At 36.6% G+C, this 21,311-nt stretch carries 21 protein-coding genes and 2 pseudogenes; 19 read left to right on the top strand and 4 right to left on the bottom strand.

What is annotated here, in order from left to right; all coding sequences use genetic code 11:
* Positions 1-9: 9 nt before the first annotated feature.
* The 3 genes from ACFXN8_RS16715 (at position 10) to ACFXN8_RS16705 (ending at position 4,723) form a co-directional block, all read left to right on the top strand.
* The gene (locus ACFXN8_RS16715) at positions 10-1,200 is read left to right on the top strand and encodes an MFS transporter (RefSeq protein ID WP_376077662.1); all 1,191 of its coding nucleotides are present in this window, start codon (positions 10-12) and stop codon (positions 1,198-1,200) included.
* Between the two features lie 104 nt (positions 1,201-1,304).
* The gene (locus ACFXN8_RS16710; protein WP_376077661.1) at positions 1,305-1,595 is read left to right on the top strand and encodes a hypothetical protein; all 291 of its coding nucleotides are present in this window, start codon (positions 1,305-1,307) and stop codon (positions 1,593-1,595) included.
* 521 nt (positions 1,596-2,116) lie between these two features.
* Positions 2,117-4,723 carry a cation-translocating P-type ATPase gene (locus ACFXN8_RS16705; protein WP_386846644.1) on the top strand — a complete coding sequence of 869 codons (2,607 nt, stop codon included), beginning with the start codon at positions 2,117-2,119 and terminating at the stop codon, positions 4,721-4,723.
* A 46-nt stretch (positions 4,724-4,769) separates the two neighbouring features.
* On the opposite strand, the gene ACFXN8_RS16700 is transcribed toward ACFXN8_RS16705, so the two are convergent.
* The 3 genes from ACFXN8_RS16700 to ACFXN8_RS16690 all read right to left on the bottom strand — a co-directional run bounded on the left by ACFXN8_RS16700 (position 4,770) and on the right by ACFXN8_RS16690 (position 6,771).
* Positions 4,770-5,261 carry a DUF3231 family protein gene (locus ACFXN8_RS16700; protein WP_386846642.1) on the bottom strand — a complete coding sequence of 164 codons (492 nt, stop codon included), beginning with the start codon at positions 5,259-5,261 and terminating at the stop codon, positions 4,770-4,772.
* Between the two features lie 381 nt (positions 5,262-5,642).
* A complete protein-coding gene (locus tag ACFXN8_RS16695) occupies positions 5,643-5,930 on the bottom strand; it encodes a hypothetical protein (protein ID WP_376077652.1) in 288 nt (95 codons plus the stop codon).
* A gap of 151 nt (positions 5,931-6,081) precedes the next feature.
* Positions 6,082-6,771, bottom strand: a complete 690-nt coding sequence (locus ACFXN8_RS16690; RefSeq protein ID WP_376077699.1) for a cupin domain-containing protein — start codon at positions 6,769-6,771, stop codon at positions 6,082-6,084.
* 318 nt (positions 6,772-7,089) lie between these two features.
* Between ACFXN8_RS16690 and ACFXN8_RS16685 the strand changes: the two genes are divergently transcribed.
* From ACFXN8_RS16685 to ACFXN8_RS16620, 14 genes and pseudogenes are all read left to right on the top strand, one after another.
* Positions 7,090-7,311, top strand: a complete 222-nt coding sequence (locus ACFXN8_RS16685) for a transcriptional regulator (RefSeq protein WP_370045713.1) — start codon at positions 7,090-7,092, stop codon at positions 7,309-7,311.
* Positions 7,308-7,513: pseudogene (locus tag ACFXN8_RS16680) on the top strand (Y-family DNA polymerase); the annotation flags it as partial. The gene ACFXN8_RS16685 and the pseudogene ACFXN8_RS16680, both read left to right, overlap by 4 nt.
* A 476-nt stretch (positions 7,514-7,989) precedes the next feature.
* Positions 7,990-8,820: an AraC family transcriptional regulator gene (locus tag ACFXN8_RS16675; protein ID WP_386846639.1), complete on the top strand. Its 831-nt coding sequence runs from the start codon at positions 7,990-7,992 to the stop codon at positions 8,818-8,820.
* Positions 8,821-9,127: 307 nt separating this feature from the next.
* A complete protein-coding gene (locus ACFXN8_RS16670) occupies positions 9,128-10,489 on the top strand; it encodes an NtaA/DmoA family FMN-dependent monooxygenase (protein WP_386846637.1) in 1,362 nt (453 codons plus the stop codon).
* The gene (locus tag ACFXN8_RS16665) at positions 10,482-11,474 is read left to right on the top strand and encodes an ABC transporter substrate-binding protein (RefSeq protein ID WP_386846635.1); all 993 of its coding nucleotides are present in this window, start codon (positions 10,482-10,484) and stop codon (positions 11,472-11,474) included. Before ACFXN8_RS16670 ends, ACFXN8_RS16665 begins: the two co-directional genes overlap by 8 nt.
* A gap of 117 nt (positions 11,475-11,591) precedes the next feature.
* Positions 11,592-12,325 (top strand): annotated as a pseudogene (locus tag ACFXN8_RS16660) (FecCD family ABC transporter permease).
* Positions 12,326-12,458: 133 nt separating this feature from the next.
* Entirely contained in the window at positions 12,459-13,889 is a 1,431-nt protein-coding gene (locus tag ACFXN8_RS16655; protein WP_376077636.1) for a DHA2 family efflux MFS transporter permease subunit, read from the top strand.
* An 840-nt stretch (positions 13,890-14,729) separates the two neighbouring features.
* Positions 14,730-14,951 (top strand): transcriptional regulator, encoded by a 222-nt coding sequence (locus ACFXN8_RS16650; RefSeq protein WP_376077633.1) that lies wholly within the window; start codon positions 14,730-14,732, stop codon positions 14,949-14,951.
* Positions 14,948-16,207, top strand: coding sequence for a Y-family DNA polymerase (locus ACFXN8_RS16645; RefSeq protein WP_376077630.1), 1,260 nt, complete (start codon positions 14,948-14,950; stop codon positions 16,205-16,207). The genes ACFXN8_RS16650 and ACFXN8_RS16645 overlap by 4 nt, the downstream gene beginning before the upstream one ends.
* 13 nt (positions 16,208-16,220) lie before the next feature.
* Positions 16,221-16,553 carry a YolD-like family protein gene (locus ACFXN8_RS16640; RefSeq protein ID WP_376077628.1) on the top strand — a complete coding sequence of 111 codons (333 nt, stop codon included), beginning with the start codon at positions 16,221-16,223 and terminating at the stop codon, positions 16,551-16,553.
* The gene (locus ACFXN8_RS16635; protein WP_386846632.1) at positions 16,546-16,893 is read left to right on the top strand and encodes a YhjD family protein; all 348 of its coding nucleotides are present in this window, start codon (positions 16,546-16,548) and stop codon (positions 16,891-16,893) included. The genes ACFXN8_RS16640 and ACFXN8_RS16635 overlap by 8 nt, the downstream gene beginning before the upstream one ends.
* A 55-nt stretch (positions 16,894-16,948) precedes the next feature.
* Positions 16,949-17,188, top strand: a complete 240-nt coding sequence (locus ACFXN8_RS16630; RefSeq protein ID WP_386846630.1) for an RES family NAD+ phosphorylase — start codon at positions 16,949-16,951, stop codon at positions 17,186-17,188.
* A 397-nt stretch (positions 17,189-17,585) separates the two neighbouring features.
* The gene (locus ACFXN8_RS16625) at positions 17,586-18,050 is read left to right on the top strand and encodes a hypothetical protein (protein WP_386846628.1); all 465 of its coding nucleotides are present in this window, start codon (positions 17,586-17,588) and stop codon (positions 18,048-18,050) included.
* 250 nt (positions 18,051-18,300) lie between these two features.
* The gene (locus tag ACFXN8_RS16620) at positions 18,301-18,564 is read left to right on the top strand and encodes a hypothetical protein (protein ID WP_386846626.1); all 264 of its coding nucleotides are present in this window, start codon (positions 18,301-18,303) and stop codon (positions 18,562-18,564) included.
* Positions 18,565-18,863: 299 nt separating this feature from the next.
* Here ACFXN8_RS16620 and ACFXN8_RS16615 read toward each other — a convergent pair whose 3' ends face one another.
* Positions 18,864-19,019: a hypothetical protein gene (locus tag ACFXN8_RS16615; protein ID WP_170938954.1), complete on the bottom strand. Its 156-nt coding sequence runs from the start codon at positions 19,017-19,019 to the stop codon at positions 18,864-18,866.
* Positions 19,020-19,116: 97 nt separating this feature from the next.
* On the opposite strand from ACFXN8_RS16615, the gene ACFXN8_RS16610 reads away from it, so the two are divergent.
* Positions 19,117-19,686 carry an SAM-dependent methyltransferase gene (locus tag ACFXN8_RS16610; RefSeq protein ID WP_376074846.1) on the top strand — a complete coding sequence of 190 codons (570 nt, stop codon included), beginning with the start codon at positions 19,117-19,119 and terminating at the stop codon, positions 19,684-19,686.
* An 11-nt stretch (positions 19,687-19,697) separates the two neighbouring features.
* Entirely contained in the window at positions 19,698-19,841 is a 144-nt protein-coding gene (locus tag ACFXN8_RS16605; RefSeq protein WP_386846623.1) for a class I SAM-dependent methyltransferase, read from the top strand.
* Positions 19,842-21,311 lie beyond the last annotated feature (1,470 nt).

Genomic DNA, 21,311 nt, shown 5'->3' with positions numbered 1-21,311 from the left:
GTGATAACTATGAATTGGAGAGTGTACATTCTGGCCGTTACTACTTTTGCGGTAGGATTGGTGGAATTAATTGTAGGTGGTATATTACCAACAATTGCAAAAGATTTAAATGTGTCCTTAGCAACAGCGGGACAATTAATTACAATATTTGCTCTCGTCTATGCAATATCTGCGCCTGTCCTTTTATCATTAACCGCAAAAGTGGAAAGGAAGCGCCTTTATCTTATTTCTTTATTTATTTTTACGTTAGGTAATCTTATGACGTTTTTTAGTACGACATTCTTGATCGTCATGATTGCTAGAATTTTCACAGCGATGAGTACTGCATTGGTCATCGTCTTATCCTTAACAATTGCAACAAAAATTGTTGAACCAAGACATCGTGCAAAAGCGTTAGGGCTTGTTTTCATAGGTGTAAGTTCGGCACTTGTCATCGGTGTGCCAATTGGGATATTTGTGTCAGAAGCATTTGGATGGCGAGCAATTTTCTTAGGAATAGCACTACTTTCAACTATATCTATGATTCTTATTGCGTTATTGCTTGAAAAAATGCCAGTTGTAGAAGTTGTCCCATTAAAGACTCAAATTAAATCATTAGCGAATTTAAAAATCTTAAGTGCACAATTAACAACACTGTTTATGCTGGCTGGTCATTATATGCTTTATGCATATTTAACTCCATTTTTAGTAGAAGCATTTGATATGAGTGCCTCTTGGATTAGTATCTGTTATCTAATCTTCGGAATAGCGTCTGTTAGTGGGAATGCTCTTGGTGGTTGGTTAAGTGACAAAATTGGTACTGGTAAAGCCATTCTAATTATTGTTTCTACATTTGCCGTTGTATTATTTAGTATTCCTTATACAATTGTTGCTTTTCCACTCTTTTTAGTCGTGACAATTTTATGGGGTGCACTTAGCTGGGCACTTACACCTCCATTACAAAATTATTTAATACAAACTGATCCAAAAACGTCTGACATTCAACAAAGTTTAAACACTGCTGCATTACAAATCGGTATATCCATCGGTTCAGCTGTTGGTGGTGCTATGTTTGCTGTTACAGGATCTGCTAAGCATTTAGCTGGCTTCGGTGCCATTTTAGTTTTATGTGCTTTAGGCTGTGCTATTTTCTCTCTAAAAAGAGCGCCAGGTTCACATGGGGCTGAACTAGAGATGAAATCGGCTCACAACAACTCCTAGTTTAGAGTGGAGTTTTTGGATGAAATATCCGGAAAATACTGCTGAAAAAGAAGGACAATGATAGAGAGAGATAGAATGTAAGTTTAGAGGAGGTTGGTAAATACATGCAGATAGATTTAACAGAATTTCAAGGATCAAATGTGAAAATTGTCGCAACGATTGACCAGACGCTTTACCGTAATGTGGGTGCTATTATTTTATATGAAGAGGATTCACACACTTTATCTGTACGAAAACTAAAACGAAAAATCGCTGATCAATATATACCAACAGACGAACTCGAAAACTTTATGTTTGACTCTCAAGCAGATGCTATAAAATTTACTCATAAACTTACTAGAATGAGTGCACTCGATTATTTATTATCCGCAAATAAAGAGAGACAACTAAAATAATAAAATAATTGCAAGACTGGCCTATAGGGGTCTATGCATGTGAAGGGCATTTGGAGTAGCCATACTCCAAATGTCTTTTTTTTTGCTCAGATAGCTAGTAAGCGGAGATTATTGATATGGCTTCATTGTCATCGCGGTACCTCGCATGAACTACCCGTAAAACCCCACTGATTCAAGTTTCACTTTATTTTATATGTTCAATATTAAACAAATATTTAATTTCTATATCGATTATTATCATACTGGAATAGGACAAGGAATAGATTGTTGTAGTTAAAGTATTTTAGGGGCTCGAGTAGATAGGGAGTCTGATGATTCAATACTATTTTTAGGATATATAATTTTCTCTCTGCCTAAGATAGGTAATTCAAAGGGGTCTACTAATGGGAATCTAATTTATTAACTAATAACAGCATTTTCTCCTGAATTTAGTTATTGAGGAAGAATTCGGGATATGGTAAATGCTGTGAGTTACTTAATCGGCATGATTGTCTAATAATTTCAAATGGAGGGGGAATCGAATGTCAGAATATCATCAACAATCATCAGCTGAAGTAATGAAAACTTTGAACGTGACAGATCAAGGATTGAGTGATTATGACGTTCAAAAGAGGCAAGAAGTATACGGCTATAATGTATTAGAGGAAGGAAAAAAAACAAGTGCATTCGCCGTTTTCTTTGGACAGTTTAAAGATTTACTAGTCATTATTTTAATCATTGCTGCTTTCGTTTCATTTCTATTAGGTGAAGTAGGAAGTACGATTGTGATTATGATTGTCGTTATATTAAACGCTATCCTAGGCACTGTACAGCATGTCAAGGCAGAACAGTCTTTGGATAATTTAAAAGCCTTAACCTCCCCAATTGCCAAAGTAATGCGAAATAATCAGCTAATAGAGATTCCTTCAGAAGATCTAGTCGTTGGAGATCTTCTTTATTTGGAGGCTGGCGATTATATTAATGCAGATGGGAGATTATTAGAAAGTCATAATTTGCATATTAATGAAAGCTCGCTGACGGGTGAATCAATCGCTGTAGCAAAAAGTATTGATGCTATTAAGGAAAGCAATGTAACTGTTGCTGATAAAAAGAACATGGTATACTCTGGAAGCTATGTGACAACTGGTCGCGGTATTGTTATGGTGACAGCTATCGGAATGCAAACTGAAATCGGAAAAATTGCAAATTTACTAGATACTGCGAAAGAGAAGAAAACACCGTTACAAGTAAGTTTAGATCATTTCGGAGAAAAATTAGCTTTAGGGATTACGTTAATCTGTTTAGCTATTTTAGTGATTGACCTTATTAGAGGACGTGCGCTTGTAGAATCGTTTATGTTTGCTGTTTCACTTGCCGTGGCAGCAATTCCAGAAGCGCTAAGTTCGATCGTTACCATTGTGCTAGCTTTTGGAACGCAGAAAATGGCAAAGGAAAATGCCATCATTCGAAAGCTTTATGCTGTTGAAAGTCTAGGAAGTGTATCTGTCATTTGTTCAGATAAAACAGGAACATTAACTGAAAATAAAATGGTTGTTCAAGAGGTCTATGTGGATGAAAAAGTGATTCCACATAATCAGCTATACACTGAAAATGCAGTTGAGAAAGACCTTATGTTAAAGGCAATATTATGTAGTGATGCTGTGGAAAGGGACGGTAAGGAAATCGGTGATCCTACTGAGGTTGCACTCGTAAAACTAGGGAAGCAATATGATTTTGACGAATTACTGGTAAGAGATTATTATCCAAGGGTGGCTGAAATCCCTTTTGATTCAGATAGAAAGCTCATGAGTACTGTAAATACTATCAATCAACAATCTATTATGATTACAAAAGGCGCATTAGATGTCCTTCTGCCTAAAGTTATAAAAATCGAAACGTCAAAAGGTGTAGTTAATATTACAAAACAACAACGCCAAAAAATCGAAGCGGTAAATCGTGAATTTTCTATGAATGGGTTAAGGGTGCTAGCAGTTGCCTACAAAGAGATAAGGGGAAATCAAGCAATCGATGTAAGGGCTGAAAAAGATTTAATCTTTGTTGGTTTAATCGCGATGATGGATCCTCCAAGACAAGAATCTAAAGGTGCGGTTGAAAAATGTATAAAAGCTGGTATCAAACCGGTGATGATTACAGGGGATCATAAAATTACGGCAACGGCTATTGCCAATCAAATCGGGATTTTAAATGATCCCTCTGAAGCGATTGAAGGGCATGAAATAGAAGGCTTAACAGATCAGCAGCTTCAAGAAAAGGTTAACGATTTTTCTGTTTATGCCCGAGTAACACCAGTTCAAAAAATTCGTATCGTGAAAGCATGGCAAGAAAAAGGACATGTCGTCGCCATGACAGGAGATGGTGTTAATGATGGCCCTGCGCTAAAACAGTCCGACATTGGTGTGGCAATGGGAGTGACCGGTACAGAGGTCGCGAAGGATGCCTCCTCTATGATACTAACGGATGATAATTTTTCAACGATTGTGAAGGCTATTGCAAATGGTAGAAGTATTTATACGAATATTAAAAACGCTATTTTGTTCTTATTATCTGGGAATGCGGGTGCCATTTTTGTTGTTTTATATGCAACAATATTAGGTTTGCCAGTTCCTTTTGCACCTGTGCATCTATTATTTATTAACTTACTAACGGATAGTTTACCGGCGATTGCCATCGGTCTAGAGCCGAATAATAAAAAAACAATGAAGGACAAGCCCCGAAATATTCATACACCACTGTTAAATAAAGCATTTACTACTCAAGTGGTGCTCGAAGGATTACTAATTGCGATTTCTACAACGGTGGCTTTTGAAATCGGATTGTCAACGGGAGATACTTTAACGGCGAGCACGATGGCATTTACAACATTATGCTTGTCACGATTAGTGCATGGCTTCAACTCCAGAGCTAAAGAATCCATCTTCGCCATTGGACTATTTTCGAATAAATACACTTGGCTTGCATTCTTAATCGGTTTTTTAAGTTTACACGCAGTATTGTTCATTCCTATGCTTACAGGTGTGTTTGAAGTGGCCACATTAAGTACCGCACAATTAGGCTTTATTTATAGCTTGTCTGTACTACCGTTCATCGTGAATCAGTGGTACAAGCTGTTGTTCGTGAGAAGTCGATAATGAGGAAAAAATATTGAAGCTCTCGTTTTATTGAAACGAGAGCTTTTTAGCGTTGAATTGTAGCAGGCGCTAGTAGCCAGCCTCGATCATTACTGAGCTGTATTAGCTTTGCGCCAAGTATGGCATACCTCATATGAAGCTCTCCATATTTCGCAGTATGCTTCTTCTTCACAGACATTTCTAAAGCCTGACTGACTGAAATAACTGAAGAAGCTATATTCATCGATAAAATGGTGCTGATCTCTGTATCATTAATGGCTTTTGTTCCTCGTCTATTTTTCATTTTCAACTTTCCATAGTCGATTGATGCCGTAGGGGCAAGTATTCCATTGTCCTTTAATAACGCTGTTAGTTGTTTATTTTCCTCTTTTAAACATTGAACAAAATCCACAATAATAGCCTTCAACTTTTTATCAACAGCGTGCTTGAAAAATGCATGATTTGAAGCTATATAGCCATTATTAACGCCAATCTGCGTCCAAATCTTAAAAATCTCCTTATAGCGTAATGATGTTAGATTCCCATTTGCCAATTCCATAATTACACATCCTAACTCATGTTCTCGTGCATTTGTTTGAGATTAGGATGTGTTAATAAATGAAATTCTAATCATTTTTTACAATAAAAAGGGGGGATAATCATAACATGGGACTTTCCTGGGGGCCTCAGATGAGCCGCGCTGCTCGCACCGAGTCTCATCTGTGACTAATTCCAAGGAGTCGCTCATAGTTGATAAAAACTGAAATTGTTCCGATAAATCTTCAAAGTATTCATATAAAAATGAATTCATCACAATAACGTGGAGTTGATTTCCGTTCCTGCTGAGTCGCTTCGCTGCAAGGTCTCAAAATCCCCAAACACTCCAATCAACAATATACACGGCATACGTTTAAACAAATGTCATTCCAAATTAAAAGGTTCATTCCTTCAATTTCTTGCTTTTAAAACTATTAATGGCTGTTTTTAATGCAGCAAAGTTTCCAATAGCTGCATAACCATAAAAAAAGCCCATAAATATTCCAGCAATAAGATTATGTCTATGGCTAATGAAGATAGAAATAACCAAGCCAATAACAAGGGCGATCGCGGGAACATATTTAGGCTGAACATGCATAAATACCTTAACTAGCTGTGTAATAAGTAACACAGCTGGAACGGCTATTACAGCATCCCAAAAATTCGTATGGATCACTGGAAATAATTCCATTTTCTACACCTCTTTTAGTAATAACGAAGCTATGACTTAAAATATAGATTTTCCTTTTTATTTATTTTTATGCGATGAAAGGTGTAGAGCTTATGATTTCGAGTCATACACTCGTATGAACGATTGCGATTTTTCGTTTTTTGACTGTTGCTTAATAATATGAGCCATAAGGATTCATATATGGATAGTGATATGGCGGATATGGGTTCATAAATTGTGAAGTTGAAGGTCTATACTTATTTTTATGTTTATGATGAGGATCTTTTTGCTCCTTTTGATCTTTTTGATTTTCCGAAGTTGATTTTACACGGTTACAGTCTTTAGGTGGACCGATATATGTTGAGGGTACAATAGGAGCAATTGTTTTCTTCCACTGAGTTTCATCTAAACAATACGTGTGAGCCATAACATTGGAAGGTGTAAATTTCAATATATCTGAACCTAAAATAACTTCGGGAGTTGGCGCATCAAAAATAGCCAGTAAATGTGTGTCATTCTCAGTAGCTATTTCATAATGCCACCATCCTTGCGGTACACTGGCGACTTGGCCAGGCTCGATAGGATAGTTTTTTATCTCTTTTGTAAAGGGATTAAATATAGCAACAATCGCAGCACCAGAAATACAATAAACAAGTTCTGCTGCATTTTGATGATAGTGGGGCTCTATCACCTTATTCCTACTTAGAAAAATATCGAGCAAAGATATATTTTCTAACGTATTTAATTGTTCTACACCTAGAATATTTATAAAATTTCGATCATCTTTTTTAAAAAGAGTGTTGTCATTTACATCAGAAGTGAACTGAGTTGATGGTGAAGTATAGTCAATATTTGAGCTAATACTTACATCCTTTCTCTAATTAATTTTCAATACATGTCTTAAGCACAGAATATGTACAAAGCTATTATAGGCTTACACGAACGCCCATTGTCTTCATTCAACAAATGTTTTCTGTGCGAAAGCGAAGCGTCAGCGGCAATTACGGCCAAGGCGAAATTGATTTATTTATCCTCTAAAGACTTTTTTTAAATTAACTAAAATTCCCTCTTCTAATTAGGAACGTATGTGCGTATGATGGGTATGCAAACGTTTGTTCTGTTTTGAAAAACAGCCCTGCTGTGCTCAGTGCATATAACAAAGTGAAAAGGAGCAACTAAGATGAAAGAACAGTTAATAAAAGCAATGCAGCGTCAACAAGTAGTTAGCATGATGTATGTAGCTAAGTCTGGTGTTATTACGAAAAGGCGTGTGAAAATCATAAAGATTGTTGGTGATTCCTTTACAGCATTTTGCTTTACGAGGCAGGCAAAGCGTACGTTTATTATTAACAATGTTCTAGCAATAATGCCTGTTACACACCGGAAGCGTGAGGTGATATGAATTACGACAATCTGCCGAACAAGGGCAATTTTTGTAGTGACATGAAATGCTTTTACGCAAGCTGTATGGCAATGCTAGAAGGTTTAGATGTCTTGAAAGATCCCATTGCAGTTATTGGCAACTTTGAGCAACCGGTAGTATCGTACTGGCAGCCTCACCAATGATGAAGGAAAAATTTAAAATCAAAACGGGAAATAGACGTTTATGTTCGTGTTTTTTTAGGAGATATCTTAAACCAAGCCTTAAGGACTAACGATTTTGACTAAATAGAGATACAATGTGATGAAGAAAATAAACATTGGAAATTGTATGTGGAAGTTAACAAGGCTCTTACAATATCGGCTAAATCATCTTTCGGTAAACCTGTATTAGATAATAATGCATATAGCATTTGTGATTTGTGTATTTGCATTTGTTGCAGACCTTGCTAGACTATTAGTTAATAATGAGAATCATTATTAACTAATAGTCTTCTAGTGGTAATATCTGATTAGAGTATTTCATGGGACAAAACTATTTTTACTATATAGAAAGGGGTGGCAATATTGACTGTGTGTAGCCTGACTGATCCCCAATAAATAGCGGTTAGGCTGATATCTCGAGAAATAGATTTGTTGTTTGGCATTAATGAAAGTAACCCAGATGTACAATGTTTGGATAGGGAGCAGGTGCATTATCATGATAGATTTGGATAAATTAGCCGAGATATTTGCTAGAGGTTTCTATGATATAGAAGGTGTTCACCGTTTAGTCATCCAGCCGAAAAGTATACTAAGTGAATTTAGGGCTGTCCGGCATGGATTTCTTTTTGTAATTCGTGGAGAGGCTAGAATGAGTGTGAATGGAACTGTCTATGAATTACATCCAGGCTCAGTAATTCATGTGGCTCCAGGCATGCAACTGGACGCGCAAGTTTTAAGTCAATCAGAGTACGAGTACTATTTACTGTTTTATAGATTTGACAAGTTAGACGAAGTATATAGCGGTCATGAATGCGACTCTCATTTCAAACTGGAAGCGGGAGCAAATCCGAGAGTGCTAGAATTACTTATCATGCTTCATCAGAATGCCAATACACTTAGAGGTATTGGGAAGCTTCGTGTCAAGGAGTTATTTCTAAGTGTCATGCATCAAGTTTTGGTGGGGTGTAAGCATCGGGAGAGTGGTAGTTCTCCAAGTGAAATGGTGATAGAGGAGGCTATTGCATACATACACCGGCATTATATGAATCCGTTGACACTCGATGAATTGGCGGAGCTACATGCAATGAGTCCCAAGCGCTTCTCCTACTTCTTTCACAAACATACTGGATTTCGTCCAATTGACTATCTTATCAATTATCGTATGGAAAGAGCGAGTGACTTACTTAAAGTAAGCAATTTCCCCATCCATGATATTGCTATTAGTGTCGGTTATACCAATCCGCTATATTTCAGTAGAGTGTTTAAAAAGAAATTTGGTGTGTCTCCCTCCGCATACATACATAATTTAGATAATCATATAAAGTGAATTACTGATTTATATATTACGCCTGCAACTGGTGATGAACCTAGAGTGCAGGCTTTTTCCCTTTTGTCACATTCTTTCCTTCCAGCCTTATCTTACATGACGGCTAAATCATCATTCAGCAAACCTAAATTAGATAATAATGCATATAGTATTTGTGATTTGTGTATTTGCATTTGTTGCAGACCTTGTTACACTGTAATCGATAATGAGAATCATTATTAACTAATAGCCTTTTAGAGGTACATCTGATCAGAGTATTTCATGGGCGCAAAACTATTTTTACTATATGAGAAGGGATTGGTAAATATTGACTGCGAATAGACAATTATGTATTGGCTTAGTCTTATCTGCTTGGTTGAAAGGAGGCGACTGGCGGCACCCAGACAGCGGTGTGGAAAAAATGGGTTCAATTGACCCTTACATTGATTTGGCAAAGATGGCGGAGAGGTCAAAGCTCGATTTTCTTTTCAGGGCGGATTATCTTTTTGTTAGTCCACAGATGCTTGGCGATTCCGCTAATTTCGGTAGTCCTGACCCTACTATGATATTTGCAGCGATTGCTCGTGAAACAGAGCGGATCGGGTTAGTTACGACTATTTCTACGACTTTTAATCCACCGTATGTTGTTGCTAGACAGCTTCAGTCTTTACATTGGCTAAGCAATGGACGTGCTGGCTGGAATATTGTCACTTCTATTGAAGGTGCCGAAAATTTCGGTGAGTCACCTATGCCTTCACCCCAAGAAAGATATGCGAAAGCAATTGAATTTACTGAGGTCGTACGCAAACTCTGGGGAAGTTTTCCGAATGAAGCCATTGTTATTGATCGTGAGTCAGGCATGTTTTCTGATAAGGATAAGGTTTCCCCAATTAATCATTCAGGTGAGTTTTTTAGTGTTAAGGGACCACTTACTTTGCCTGCCCATAAATCGGGACCAATTCCTTTATTTCAAGCAGGTGCGTCGGATACAGGACGAAATTTCGCCTCTTCAATAGCGGATGCTATTTTTGCAGCGATGCCAGACCTTGAATCGGGAGTGGAATTGCGAAATGATCTGAGAAAAAGAACTATGGAGCATGGGCGCGATCCGGACACCATAAAAGTTTTGCCAGGTTTATATTTTTTCTTGGCCGAAACTCGTGAAGAAGCCCATGAATTACATAAGGCTGCACACGCACATTTGACTGTTGAGCGCAGACATGCATCGCTTAAATCAGTACTGGGTCTTGATTTGAGTAGCTTTGCTTTGGATCGTCACGTAACTTCCGATATGCTTCCCGATCCGAATCAGCCAGTCCGCAGCCGAACACATGCTGAGCTGTTGCGCCGGTATATTACAAATCATCAGCCTACAGTGGAAGAGGTATTAGCAAGGCCGGAGGTTGTCGGGTCTGCTCACTGGGTTTCCGTTGGAACGGTTGAAGACGTATTGAACGATATAATTGAGCGATTTGAGGCTGGAGCTATTGACGGATTTATAGCTATTCCGGGTGGTTCAGAAAAATCTTTGAAACTATTTTTTGAAAAGCTGATGCCGCAGTTGGTTGAAAGAGGTTTGTTCAGAAATGAATATACGGGTATCACCTTACGTGAGCATTTAGGGATTAATACTACTGATCATTATGATAGGGATACTGTTTTGAAAGGGGTTCAAGAGAAGAATGAATAAAAAGTTTATACTAGCTGGTTTGATAGCATCATTCATGATTGTTTTGGCTGCATGTGGAGGAGGAGACAAACAGAGCAAATCAAACTCAACCTCCAGCAGCAACGGAGAATCAGCGCAATCTCAAGTGGACAATGCAGGAACAGGCGAAACAAGAACGATTGAGTATCTCGGTGAAAAGTATACCGTTCCACAAAAAGCAGAAAAAATTGTGATTGGGGCTATGGAAGCAATGGAAGATGCGGTAATGCTTGACGTTCATCCAGTAGGGGCAATATCGGTAGGCGGAAAGTTTCCAGAAATGTTTGCTTCGGTAACGGACAAGGCGGAATCAATTGGTGAAAAAAGACAACCTAACCTTGAGAAGATATTGCAATTAGAGCCAGACGTTATTTTAGGTTCAACCAAGTTTCCAAAAGAGGTGGAGGAGAAATTGCAAAAAATTGCTCCCACCATTTTGGTGTCGCATGTTTCTACAAACTGGGAAGACAACTTGAAATTAATGGCTGAATTAACTGGAAAACAAGCAGAGGCAGAAAAAATTCTATCCCAATATAAAACAAATACACAAGCAGTAAAAGCATCGTTAAAAGAAAAACTTCAAGGTAAAAAAGTAGCCGCTGTTCGTATTCGCGGAGGGCAAACTTACATTTTTGCGAAACATGTAGACTTTAACCCTTTTTTATACAATGACATTGGTTTAGAAATGCCAGAACAGGTAGGCATGGCGAAATTGCAAGATGCGATCTCTGTCGAGCAATTGGCGGAAATGAATCCAGACTATTTGTTTGTGCAATTCTCTATGAGTGATAACAAAGATGCGGAAAATGCATTCGAAGACTTAAAGAAGAATCCAATTATCCAAAATATTAATGCCTTTAAACACGATCACGTATATGTCAACGTGGTTGATCCGCTTATGGAAGGAGGCCCTGTTTATAGTCGAATCAAGTTTTTAGAAAGTGTGCAAAAGTATCTGAACAAGTAATGGAATGGAGCAGGGAGGAATAAATCGTTATTAAGCCATAAGTTTGTTCTAATTGTCGTATTATGCACTCTGTTCAGTGTGACAATAATCGTATCTCTTTTCTATGGTTCGAAATCAATGAGTTATGAAATGATGTGACAGGCGCTTTCTCATTTTGATTCAGAGAATATGGAGCATTTAATCATTCAAACATCGCGCCTTCCGCGTGTGATAGGAGCGCTATTGGTTGGCGCCTTCATGGCGGTTTCAGGAGCTTTAATGCAGGGGATGACAAGAAATTCTCTTGCCTCCCCTTCAATTATGGGCGTGGCCGATGTTTAGTAGGGATTGCCTTTAGTTCAGGTTTTGGGGCCATTACTCTTTATATTTCATTAAAGATGGACCCACAAGATTTTGAAATGGCGACTGTTTGGTTATCAGGTAGCCTTTATTGTACGACTTGGACTCATATATTAGCGGTATTGCTATGGATAATAATTTTCATTCCAATCATTTGGTGGAGATCGCACAGACTTAACCTATTAAATTTGGATGAGGTATCAGCCATAGGAATAGGTTTAAAGAAAGACCGGGAAAGAATGATTTTTCTTTTATGCTGCGTCGGGTTAGTTAGCGCATGTGTATCTGTAGCAGGAAGCGTTGGATTTATTGGCTTAATTGCCCCTCATATGGCTAGAAGACTAGTCGGTATTCATTATAAATATGTAATACCTGTCTGCGGAGCAATCGGCATGCTTATGGTGTTAATCGGGGATTTTATCGGAAAGACGATCTTTGCTCCAGCTGAACTGCCTGTAGGTATTGTGATCTCCATTATCGGTGTTCCTTATTTCGTATATCTGCTGTTTTAAAAAAGAAAGTAGAGTAAAGAGAGGAGGAAGCCACTTGTTGTACAAAAAAAAGTGCAGAAGAAGTGCAATTAAAATTAATCTGCTAAGACTAACGACAAGCTTATAACAAAATAAAATTTTAGGTGGATTATTTATGTCATTAACAGTAGAAACACAGCAAACAAAAGTGATTAAAACTACTCCAATATTAATTTCTTTCTTAATTGCTGGTTTCATTGGATTGTTCAGTGAAACGGCTTTAAACATGGCTCTCGGGGATTTAATACAAGTATTTTCTATTAGTTCTTCCACGGTTCAATGGCTGACAACAGGTTATTTATTGACCTTGGGGATATTAGTTCCTGTCTCGGGTCTCTTACTTCAATGGTTTAGTACACGTCAAATATTTATTGTGTCATTGATTTTTTCAATTATGGGGACACTAGTCGCAGCTCTTGCACCAAGCTTCGAAGTATTAATGTTTTCTCGAGTGATTCAAGCTATAGGTACGGGATTATTGCTGCCTCTGATGTTTAATTCGATCTTATTGATTTTTCCCGTCAATAAGAGAGGTGCAACAATGGGACTAATAGGATTAGTCATTATGTTTGCACCCGCAGTTGGACCCTCAATCTCAGGATTAATTCTTGAAAAACTGACTTGGCATTGGATTTTCTGGGTTTGTTTACCTTTTCTGATTCTTGCGTTGGTATCGGGTATAGTGTATATGCAGAATGTATCAACCATAACTAAACCCAAAATTGATATATTATCTATTATTCTATCTTCGATTGGCTTTGGAGGAATTGTCTATGGCTTTAGCAGCGCGGGTGAGAATGGCTGGGGAAGTACGATTGTGATCACGATGATTATTATAGGTCTTGCTGCACTTACCTTGTTTTCTTTGCGACAATTAAAAATGGATAAACCGATGCTTGATTTACGTGTATTAAAATATCCAATGTTTACTCTAGGTTTATTGGCCGTATTTATTTGCTTCATGGTAATAATGTCCACGATGATTTTGTTGCCATTATATTTGCAAACAGGACTAGCATTGACTGCATTTACCGCGGGGCTTGTTTTGTTGCCAGGTGGTGTGCTGAATGGATTAATGTCCCCAATCACAGGTCGTATCTTTGACAAATTCGGACCAAGAGGACTTGTTATACCTGGATTTGCAATCATGCTTATCATGTTATGGATTATGTCAAACGTTACCATTGAAACGCCGGTTACTATGGTGATTGTGATGCACTCCATTCTATTTTTAGGTGTATCGATGGTTTTGATGCCTGCTCAGACAAATGGACTAAATCAATTACCTAAAAAACTTTACCCAGATGGTACTGCTTTAATGAATACATTACAGCAAATGTCGGGAGCAATTGGCACTGCAGTTGCGATTACGATTATGTCCGCTTCTCAGAAAAGATATATGAACAATATGACTGATCTATCTGACCCTTCTTCAATTAGAGCTTCATTAACAGCGGGAGTACAGGACTCCTTTATATTCACCCTAATTATAGCTATGGTTGGTTTAATTATTTCCTTCTTCATCAAATCTTCTCATGTTAAATAGGACTTACTGAATAATTTAAAACTCTTATTTCATGGCTCAAAGCAAAAACCAGTGGTTGACATCATAATGCGAGGATAAAAATAGAAAAACATCTGCAAATCCTGTATTGTTGTAAGTCCTATCTAAACAAAATCTTTAGTGCATCTGTTATAAGGATAATCAATCATGCAGTTAATTCAACATGTAAGTCCTGAAAATTTACAATACCATTTATATTAGAAAGAATTAGAACTGTAGGAATCCATTCAGAAACTTCCGAGGTATTAGAGAATTGTAGGACTTTAAATCGATTCTTGATCAGTTAAAAGGAATGATCCAAAAATTACCACTTCTAAAAAAGAACGTTTGTACGTATAATATATACGAACGAACGTTCTTTTTGTTGCGGAGGGGGAGTAAAAACAATGAAAGATCAGTTAATAAAAGGGCTGCAACACAATCAGTTAGTAAATATGATGTACATTACAAAGTCTGGAGTCATCACGAAAAGGTATATCAAAATAATTAAGATAGTCAATAGCGTACTTTTATTCTCGATAATGTTCTTATTATTGTTCCATGTCTATAAAGAACGAGGGATGATACAGAGCTGAATGTTTTTATTAACAAAATTGATAAGAAAATTATGAAGGATGGATTGGGTGTTTTATTGATCAGTCAAGTATAATCTCTCTTGCAAGTGCATTAGAAGAGAATAATTTGCTTAATAAAAAAAGGTAGATGCGATTCAATTTGTGGAAGTTGATCCTTTACCAGTAGGGACATAGGTAGAAATTGAAAGTCTAGATATAGTGATTAGCCGATTTTAAAAATTGCGAGAGGTATTGGGAGGAAACTACGATGAGAGAACAACTGATTAAAGCTATGCAGCGCAAACAATTAGTGAACATGATGTATGTAGCAAAAGATGGTTCCATAACAAAAAGGCGTGTAAAAGTTATTAAAATTGTTGGTGATTCGTTTCAAGCATTTTGTTTTACAAGACATGCAAAACGTACTTTTTTGATCAGTAACGTTCTAGCCCTTATTCCTTTTGTTAGTAAGGGACGTGAAGTTGTATGAATTATGAGAGTATGCCCAATAGACCTATTATGTGTATCGATATGAAATGCTTTTACGCCAGTATCGTAGCGATGTTACATGGGCTAGATGTTTTAAAAACGCCAGTTGCAGTAGTAGCAAATTTTGACCAACCAGGTAGCGTAGTGCTTGCTGCATCTCCCTTAATGAAAGAAAAATTTAGTATCAAAACTGGTAGTCGTCGTTATGAAATACCTAAACATCCTGACATTAGATTGTTTGAGCCTAAAATGAGTTTCTTTATTCAAATGTCGATGACGATTACAAAATTGATCTCTAATTACGTCCCAGTTGATGCTATACATGTGTATAGTGTAGACGAAAGTTTTGTTGATTTAACTGGCACTGAAAAGCTTTGGGGTTCACCTGAAGAAGCGGCTAAGGAAATACAAAAGGCTATTCTTGACCAATTTAATATACCTAGTGCAGTAGGTATGGGACCAAATATGTTAATAGCCAAATTAGCTTTAGACCTTGAAGCAAAGAAAACAGGCTTTGCTAAATGGACGTATGAAGATATTCCAAAGAAATTATGGCCAGTTCGACCCCTTTCTGAAATGTGGGGAATCGGTAAACAGATGGAAGCAAATCTAAATGCTATGGGGATACAAACAGTCGGGGGTTTGGCTAATACAGATCTAAAAGGATTAGAAAAGCGCTTTGGTGTAATGGGCAATCAACTCTATTACCATGCATGGGGAATCGATTTATCCAAATTAGGGGAGCCGTTAATAACAAACGGAGCTTTAAGTTTTGGGAAGGGCCAAATGCTGATGAGGGATTACCATACACGCAAAGAAATCTCTGTAGTGCTCCTTGAAATGTGTGAGGACGTAATGAAGCGAACGCGGGATGCAGGTTATGTTGGACGTACAATTAGTATGGGTCTTTCTTATAGTCGAAACGCTATGACCAAAGGATTCCATCGATCTAAAACGATTGCAGTACCAACAAGTGAAACACTTGTGATGTATAGAACTTGTATTGAATTACTAGACGAACACTTTGCAGGAGAGCCTGCACGTCAGTTATCAGTTAGAATATCCAACCTGGAAAGAGAGCATAGTATCCAATTAGATTTATTCGATGATCGTAAGCCACAGCGTCAAATAATCGGTCCTACAATGGATGCAATACGCAACAGGTTTGGAGCTACCTCAATATTAAGAGCCATTTCTTTCACAAAAGCTGGTACAGCTATTAATCGAGATCGCTTAGTTGGTGGTCATTTGGCATAGGAGTGATTTATTTATGATACAAGACAGAGGTAATATTAAATGGGCATCGATGATGTTGCCGGAGCATTTAGAGCTTCTTAGAGAGTATAAACAAGAGTGTACAGAACAGCCAAGAGAATTGACTGAGTGGGAACTGGAAGAACTACAAAAAACAATTGATCAAGCTTTTAATCAGCAATTGGACATAAAATTAGAAGTGTGGAAGGACTACAAAATCACACAATGGACTGGAATAATTAAATCGATTAATACTAATGAACTCATACTTGAAACACTACTTAACACGAAAAGTATTCCAATCCAAAGTATTCAATCGGCCCAACTGGATGCTGATTATTATGATTAAACCCGACGAAAGACAGCTACTTCATAAGTATCTTTTGTTAGAGCTAGCAGTTAAATCATTGCAAGTTGACTATTGTAAATTAGAGCAGTTTAAAATGAAAACGGTATTTCTTCCAATGATGGATTCATTGCTAAAGGATCTAAGACAAGAATATTTTAACCTCAAACGAGAACTTGCACAAAAACGTATACGAGTAGTAGGGTGGCAACCAGTAGATGAATACTTTAGTGACGTGCAAGTTGCCACTACAGGTAATGATGTAGTACTCCGTTATGCAAATCAAGCTCTTAAATCACAAGTGGAAAAGCTGTTGATTAATCATATTAGAAACAACAAATGACAGGTTTAGAGGCAAATGGTATTAAACAGGCTATTCCATTTTCGTCTCTAATGAGTTGCCAGCTGAAGGGGAAGGATGGTACAAACCCCATTATGTGTTCACCAGGTTTGTAGTGGATGCAGCTTTATCTGTAGGATTTGATGCTATTCGCTATCCAAGTGTACGCGCTCATACAGGTAATAATATTGTAGTTCTAAACTATGAAAAACTAGAAGTTAAGACTAAAATAATGGATTTTAAATATGTTTCAAATGAGGAGTTTCTATTAAAACAAAAAGGTCAAAGGGGATACTAAAAAACTTATCTGCATTTAAGTATGTAATTACGTAGTGTAGTAACTTAAATGTTAGTTGAATAGAAGAAATTATAATATTCAATACTTAGAAAAGTATAAGGGATTGAGTCCGTTGTTACTTGAAGAATTAGAAAGATTAGCAGGACGAGAACAAAATTTTGAAGAAGCACTTAGTAAAATAATTGCTGAACAACTAAAAAAATTACCAAGAGCATAGGAATTTCTAAGTAATGTTGAGGAACGTCTAAAGCAAATTGAGAAAGTCTTATTATTTGATATTACCCATACTAAGTATGCTGACTTTAAGGCACAAACAAGGGAGTTTAAGAAAAGTATCCTGGTTACATTAAGGAGGGATATTAAAGAGGATGAACTTTTAACAGTATTAATTCATGAATTGGGAGAAGCGGATTACTTAGCTAGGAGATTACCGATTGTATTTAATGAAAAGGAGGACGAGGTTCATGGTCGCTTAATCGAATTATTTAGTCATCTGCATGCTAGACATATAGCTAGGAATTATAAACTAGGTGAAATTGAAGGGAAATTTCGTAATACCGAAGTATTAAAATTAATAGAAAAACACAATCAAACCGATTATAAAATTAATGCGGAAGTAATAATTAATATATGCTGGTTATTGTCCACATATCCTAGACTATTGGAACATAGAGAACAACTAAATGGATATATTCAAAATAAGGATAAAATAAATGAAATTCAATCAATAATTGAAGAAACTGATACATTCGGTGTACCTGAAATGGTTGAACTTTCTATGGAAAAAGTAATCAGCATATTAAAGAACGATAATCTTCCAGAATATATAGTAGTGAAAAATAGAAGTGAGAAATCTATATGATCAATGGGAAATGATACAGTATAACTCATAATGAATTCATCATAGGTGAGGATCACGACATGTTATCCTAACAGATACATAGGGACTCTTTAAAATTTTACGTCAATAATCGACAATTGATTGGTCTCATTGCAAAACTTTGTAAATTAATAGTGCATATTGTTACTACCTTGTGAATATAATAGCCACATGCAATTTAAGCTTTTAATTGATTTATTAAGGAATTAGGATGAAACAAAGGAGTGTAAAATTGTCGATTTCAAATCCTCAATACGCATTTTTAGAGGTTGATTTTCATAATCCTAATTTAACTAAAGCAGAACTGAAGGTTGAGAATATTTCTGAAGGGGTACGGGAAAATAATGAACTCGTAGGAAATACAAAAATAGCATCGAAAATAATACCACCTAATGTATATATAAAATTAAACTGGATAATGGGATTGCTCTTATTGATACCAATAGATATTTATTGTATTACGGCTTGGGTGGTATCTGAATTCTTATCAAAATAAAAAGTTAAAACCACCATTATAAGGGTTAACCCGATGAGTACGATAGATCGTTTACTCTGAATAACCAACAACTGTAAGCTAAAGCACCGTTGTCTTAGGTTATTCTTAAGATCGAATGCGAAAGCGAGACAGTGTGTTATGAAGGAAAAAAGTAAGTGATAATCAGCCCGGAATTATTTCCGGTTTTTTTGTACTTTAAGAAATCGAAAGAGATGGATCTAGGTGATGTTTACACAATAAGAAAATCCCCAATACACACCTTTTTCTAAGGTGAATATTGGGAGTTAAGTTTATCACTATTAACGTTTATTTTCATTTTGAATACTACTGAAATCTACTTCTTCAGCGAACTCTTCTCTGTTTTCATTTTTACGTTCTCTGTTAGCATTTTGATTTTGATTCTGCTGTTTTTTGTTGTCTTGAGTTTTATTATTTTTATGTTTATTATTACCCATGATCATCTCACCTCCACCATTAGTGTGAGAGAAAGATGATTTTTTATCCGCATAACTTACAATTAATTAATGAAATATATGTGATGAAACAAAAGGTATGGATATAGTAACATTTTCAACTCCACTTTCTGAGAACGCAGCCGGTAATGTTAATTCACTTGTTAGTGGTTACTTGTCTCTTCTTAGAAAGTTCCGTTTATTCTTAGATTCTGATGGAACTGCAGATCCATCTGCGCTCAAGCAGAAAAAGACTTCTAATCGTGTATATACTCGTAAGAAGAAAATGGATGTTGATGTTCCTTATCCATCGATCGAGCGGGTTGAGTTTTATCTTGTAAAGTGGGACGGCCTTGAGATCTACCACCTGCAGGAGGATGCACTTAATAAACTGTTCTTTAAGCTATGCCCGAAGAATACAGACGTTATCGATATTCTTTTGAAGACATCAACGCTTAACGATTTTTATAGTACGAACATTTTCTCAATCAGAGAGGTGATTTTGAGCCTTGCACAAGCTAAATCAGGTGATGAACTTCTTGATGTGGGAACAGGTCGTGGACTTTTAGCTATTTCCGCATCTCAAAGGGGTTGTAAGGTGACAGCTACTGATGTTTGGGCAAAATGGGATTTGGGAGGGAATGGAAAAGCTAACTACAAGCTAATATAGTTGCTGAAAGTGTGGCAGAAATCGACATCGTGGATGCTGACGCTCGGGAACTTCCATTTTCGGACGGAAGTTTCGATGTTGTTGTCTCAAACTTCGTAGTCCATAACATTAAAAGTGAAGAAGGAATGCGATTCTTGATATGTGGCGAGTTTTAAGCCCAAATGGTCGATTAGTCATTTCTGATTTCAGTAAAACTGCTGAATACATTCAAATATTGAATTCAGTTTCCAATCGCGTTGAAATAAAGCAATTTTTTATACATTTCCGTTTTCAAAAGCTGTTGTTGTGCAAAAGATTTAAGAAATCAATAAACAGAAAAGAAGTATTTACTAAAAGGTTCATATAACAGGGGGCAGAAAAAGGAAATGATGATTATAAGTTTTCTTTTAACTGGTTGGATATTAAGTTGGTTTAAGTTTGACGAGTTGTTTATTCAAGCACTCAAGGAACTATTTAACAAAAAGGTGACAATTGCAAGTTATTATTTTATATTTTTTTGTATTGGGGCAATTGGAGACTTGATCTTATTTTTCAAAGGAAATTATATAACCAATTTATTCAGCTAACGACCAGATTGGGGAATAAAGAAAACAGCTTATAACATTAAAAGCACAGAACTCTCTGTGCTTTTTTAACCTTCAATCTCATAATAATGAAGACCTTCTGGAGAACGACTTCCAGCAACTTCATCATATGTATTTCGCAAATGAAAATTGAGCCACTTCGCAATTGAACAGGCAATCCATTTCAGTGGACAAGTTAAATGTCATAGCATATTTTTCGGTGGGCTTTACATGGAGCCTCTGCGGGCATAATTCGCACTTTAAAGGCGTAGTATCAGTAATTTAACGCCCGTACAAGGGTATCATGCCCGCCACTCCAAATAAAGCCGAGGTGAAGACAGGTAGTGTAAAGTGGCTCACTGGCTCAGTTAACAATTGGCTCAAAATTGGGTTGCGATATACAATCATATTCCTCAATCATTTTTTCAAAAGCTTCTCTATTGCTGATTTCTTGTTGAATGATAGGTAACTTTTTTTAATGTGTCGGTTGAGTCAACTTTAAATTCTTCATAATATCTTTTTTGTTTTTCTTCCTGCTCAAAATATAATAATCCATCACAACTTTAGGAACCCTACGATCTTCACCAAGTAGGATTGTGGAAATAATACCATCTAATGTATATATAAAATTAAACTGGATGATAGGTTGGCTCTTATGGATACCAGTAGATATTTATTGTACCGCGGCTTTGGTAGTAGCTAAATTCATATCATAATAAAAAGTTAAAACTACCATCCATCATAACAATGAAGGTGTTCTGTGGTTATTTAATGTTATAATCATGCATACATAGGCATTTGAGAAGTTGATATGCCCATAAACATCTCATGTGTTGTTCGTACACTTCGTACATTGTGAGGCTGTTGCGTGGCTTGAATTAGTTGACTAATTCTACATTAAGCGTGCTTTTCAACGTATGACTTATTAGGATGTGTCTTTGGAATTTCTAATTTACTATTATTTTATCACGCGTGTTGATTATCTAGTTTCTTCCAATGAAAATTAAATAAAAAGAGAGATTCTCATGTAAAATTGTTAGTTACCACACAAACAATTACGAA

The organism is Lysinibacillus sp. NPDC059133 (assembly GCF_042755925.1).
Lineage (GTDB): Bacteria > Bacillota > Bacilli > Bacillales_A > Planococcaceae > Lysinibacillus.
This window is presented reverse-complemented; position numbering and strand designations above follow the sequence as displayed.

Coding starts and splice junctions, on each gene's coding strand:
- ACFXN8_RS16715 (WP_376077662.1), top strand. CDS start 10: ATGAATTGGAGAGTGTACATTCTGGCCGTTACTACTTTTGCGGTAGGA.
- ACFXN8_RS16710 (WP_376077661.1), top strand. CDS start 1,305: ATGCAGATAGATTTAACAGAATTTCAAGGATCAAATGTGAAAATTGTC.
- ACFXN8_RS16705 (WP_386846644.1), top strand. CDS start 2,117: ATGTCAGAATATCATCAACAATCATCAGCTGAAGTAATGAAAACTTTG.
- ACFXN8_RS16700 (WP_386846642.1), bottom strand. CDS start 5,261: ATGGAATTGGCAAATGGGAATCTAACATCATTACGCTATAAGGAGATT.
- ACFXN8_RS16695 (WP_376077652.1), bottom strand. CDS start 5,930: ATGGAATTATTTCCAGTGATCCATACGAATTTTTGGGATGCTGTAATA.
- ACFXN8_RS16685 (WP_370045713.1), top strand. CDS start 7,090: ATGAAAGAACAGTTAATAAAAGCAATGCAGCGTCAACAAGTAGTTAGC.
- ACFXN8_RS16675 (WP_386846639.1), top strand. CDS start 7,990: ATGATAGATTTGGATAAATTAGCCGAGATATTTGCTAGAGGTTTCTAT.
- ACFXN8_RS16665 (WP_386846635.1), top strand. CDS start 10,482: ATGAATAAAAAGTTTATACTAGCTGGTTTGATAGCATCATTCATGATT.
- ACFXN8_RS16655 (WP_376077636.1), top strand. CDS start 12,459: ATGTCATTAACAGTAGAAACACAGCAAACAAAAGTGATTAAAACTACT.
- ACFXN8_RS16650 (WP_376077633.1), top strand. CDS start 14,730: ATGAGAGAACAACTGATTAAAGCTATGCAGCGCAAACAATTAGTGAAC.
- ACFXN8_RS16645 (WP_376077630.1), top strand. CDS start 14,948: ATGAATTATGAGAGTATGCCCAATAGACCTATTATGTGTATCGATATG.
- ACFXN8_RS16640 (WP_376077628.1), top strand. CDS start 16,221: ATGATACAAGACAGAGGTAATATTAAATGGGCATCGATGATGTTGCCG.
- ACFXN8_RS16635 (WP_386846632.1), top strand. CDS start 16,546: ATGATTAAACCCGACGAAAGACAGCTACTTCATAAGTATCTTTTGTTA.
- ACFXN8_RS16615 (WP_170938954.1), bottom strand. CDS start 19,019: ATGGGTAATAATAAACATAAAAATAATAAAACTCAAGACAACAAAAAA.
- ACFXN8_RS16610 (WP_376074846.1), top strand. CDS start 19,117: ATGGATATAGTAACATTTTCAACTCCACTTTCTGAGAACGCAGCCGGT.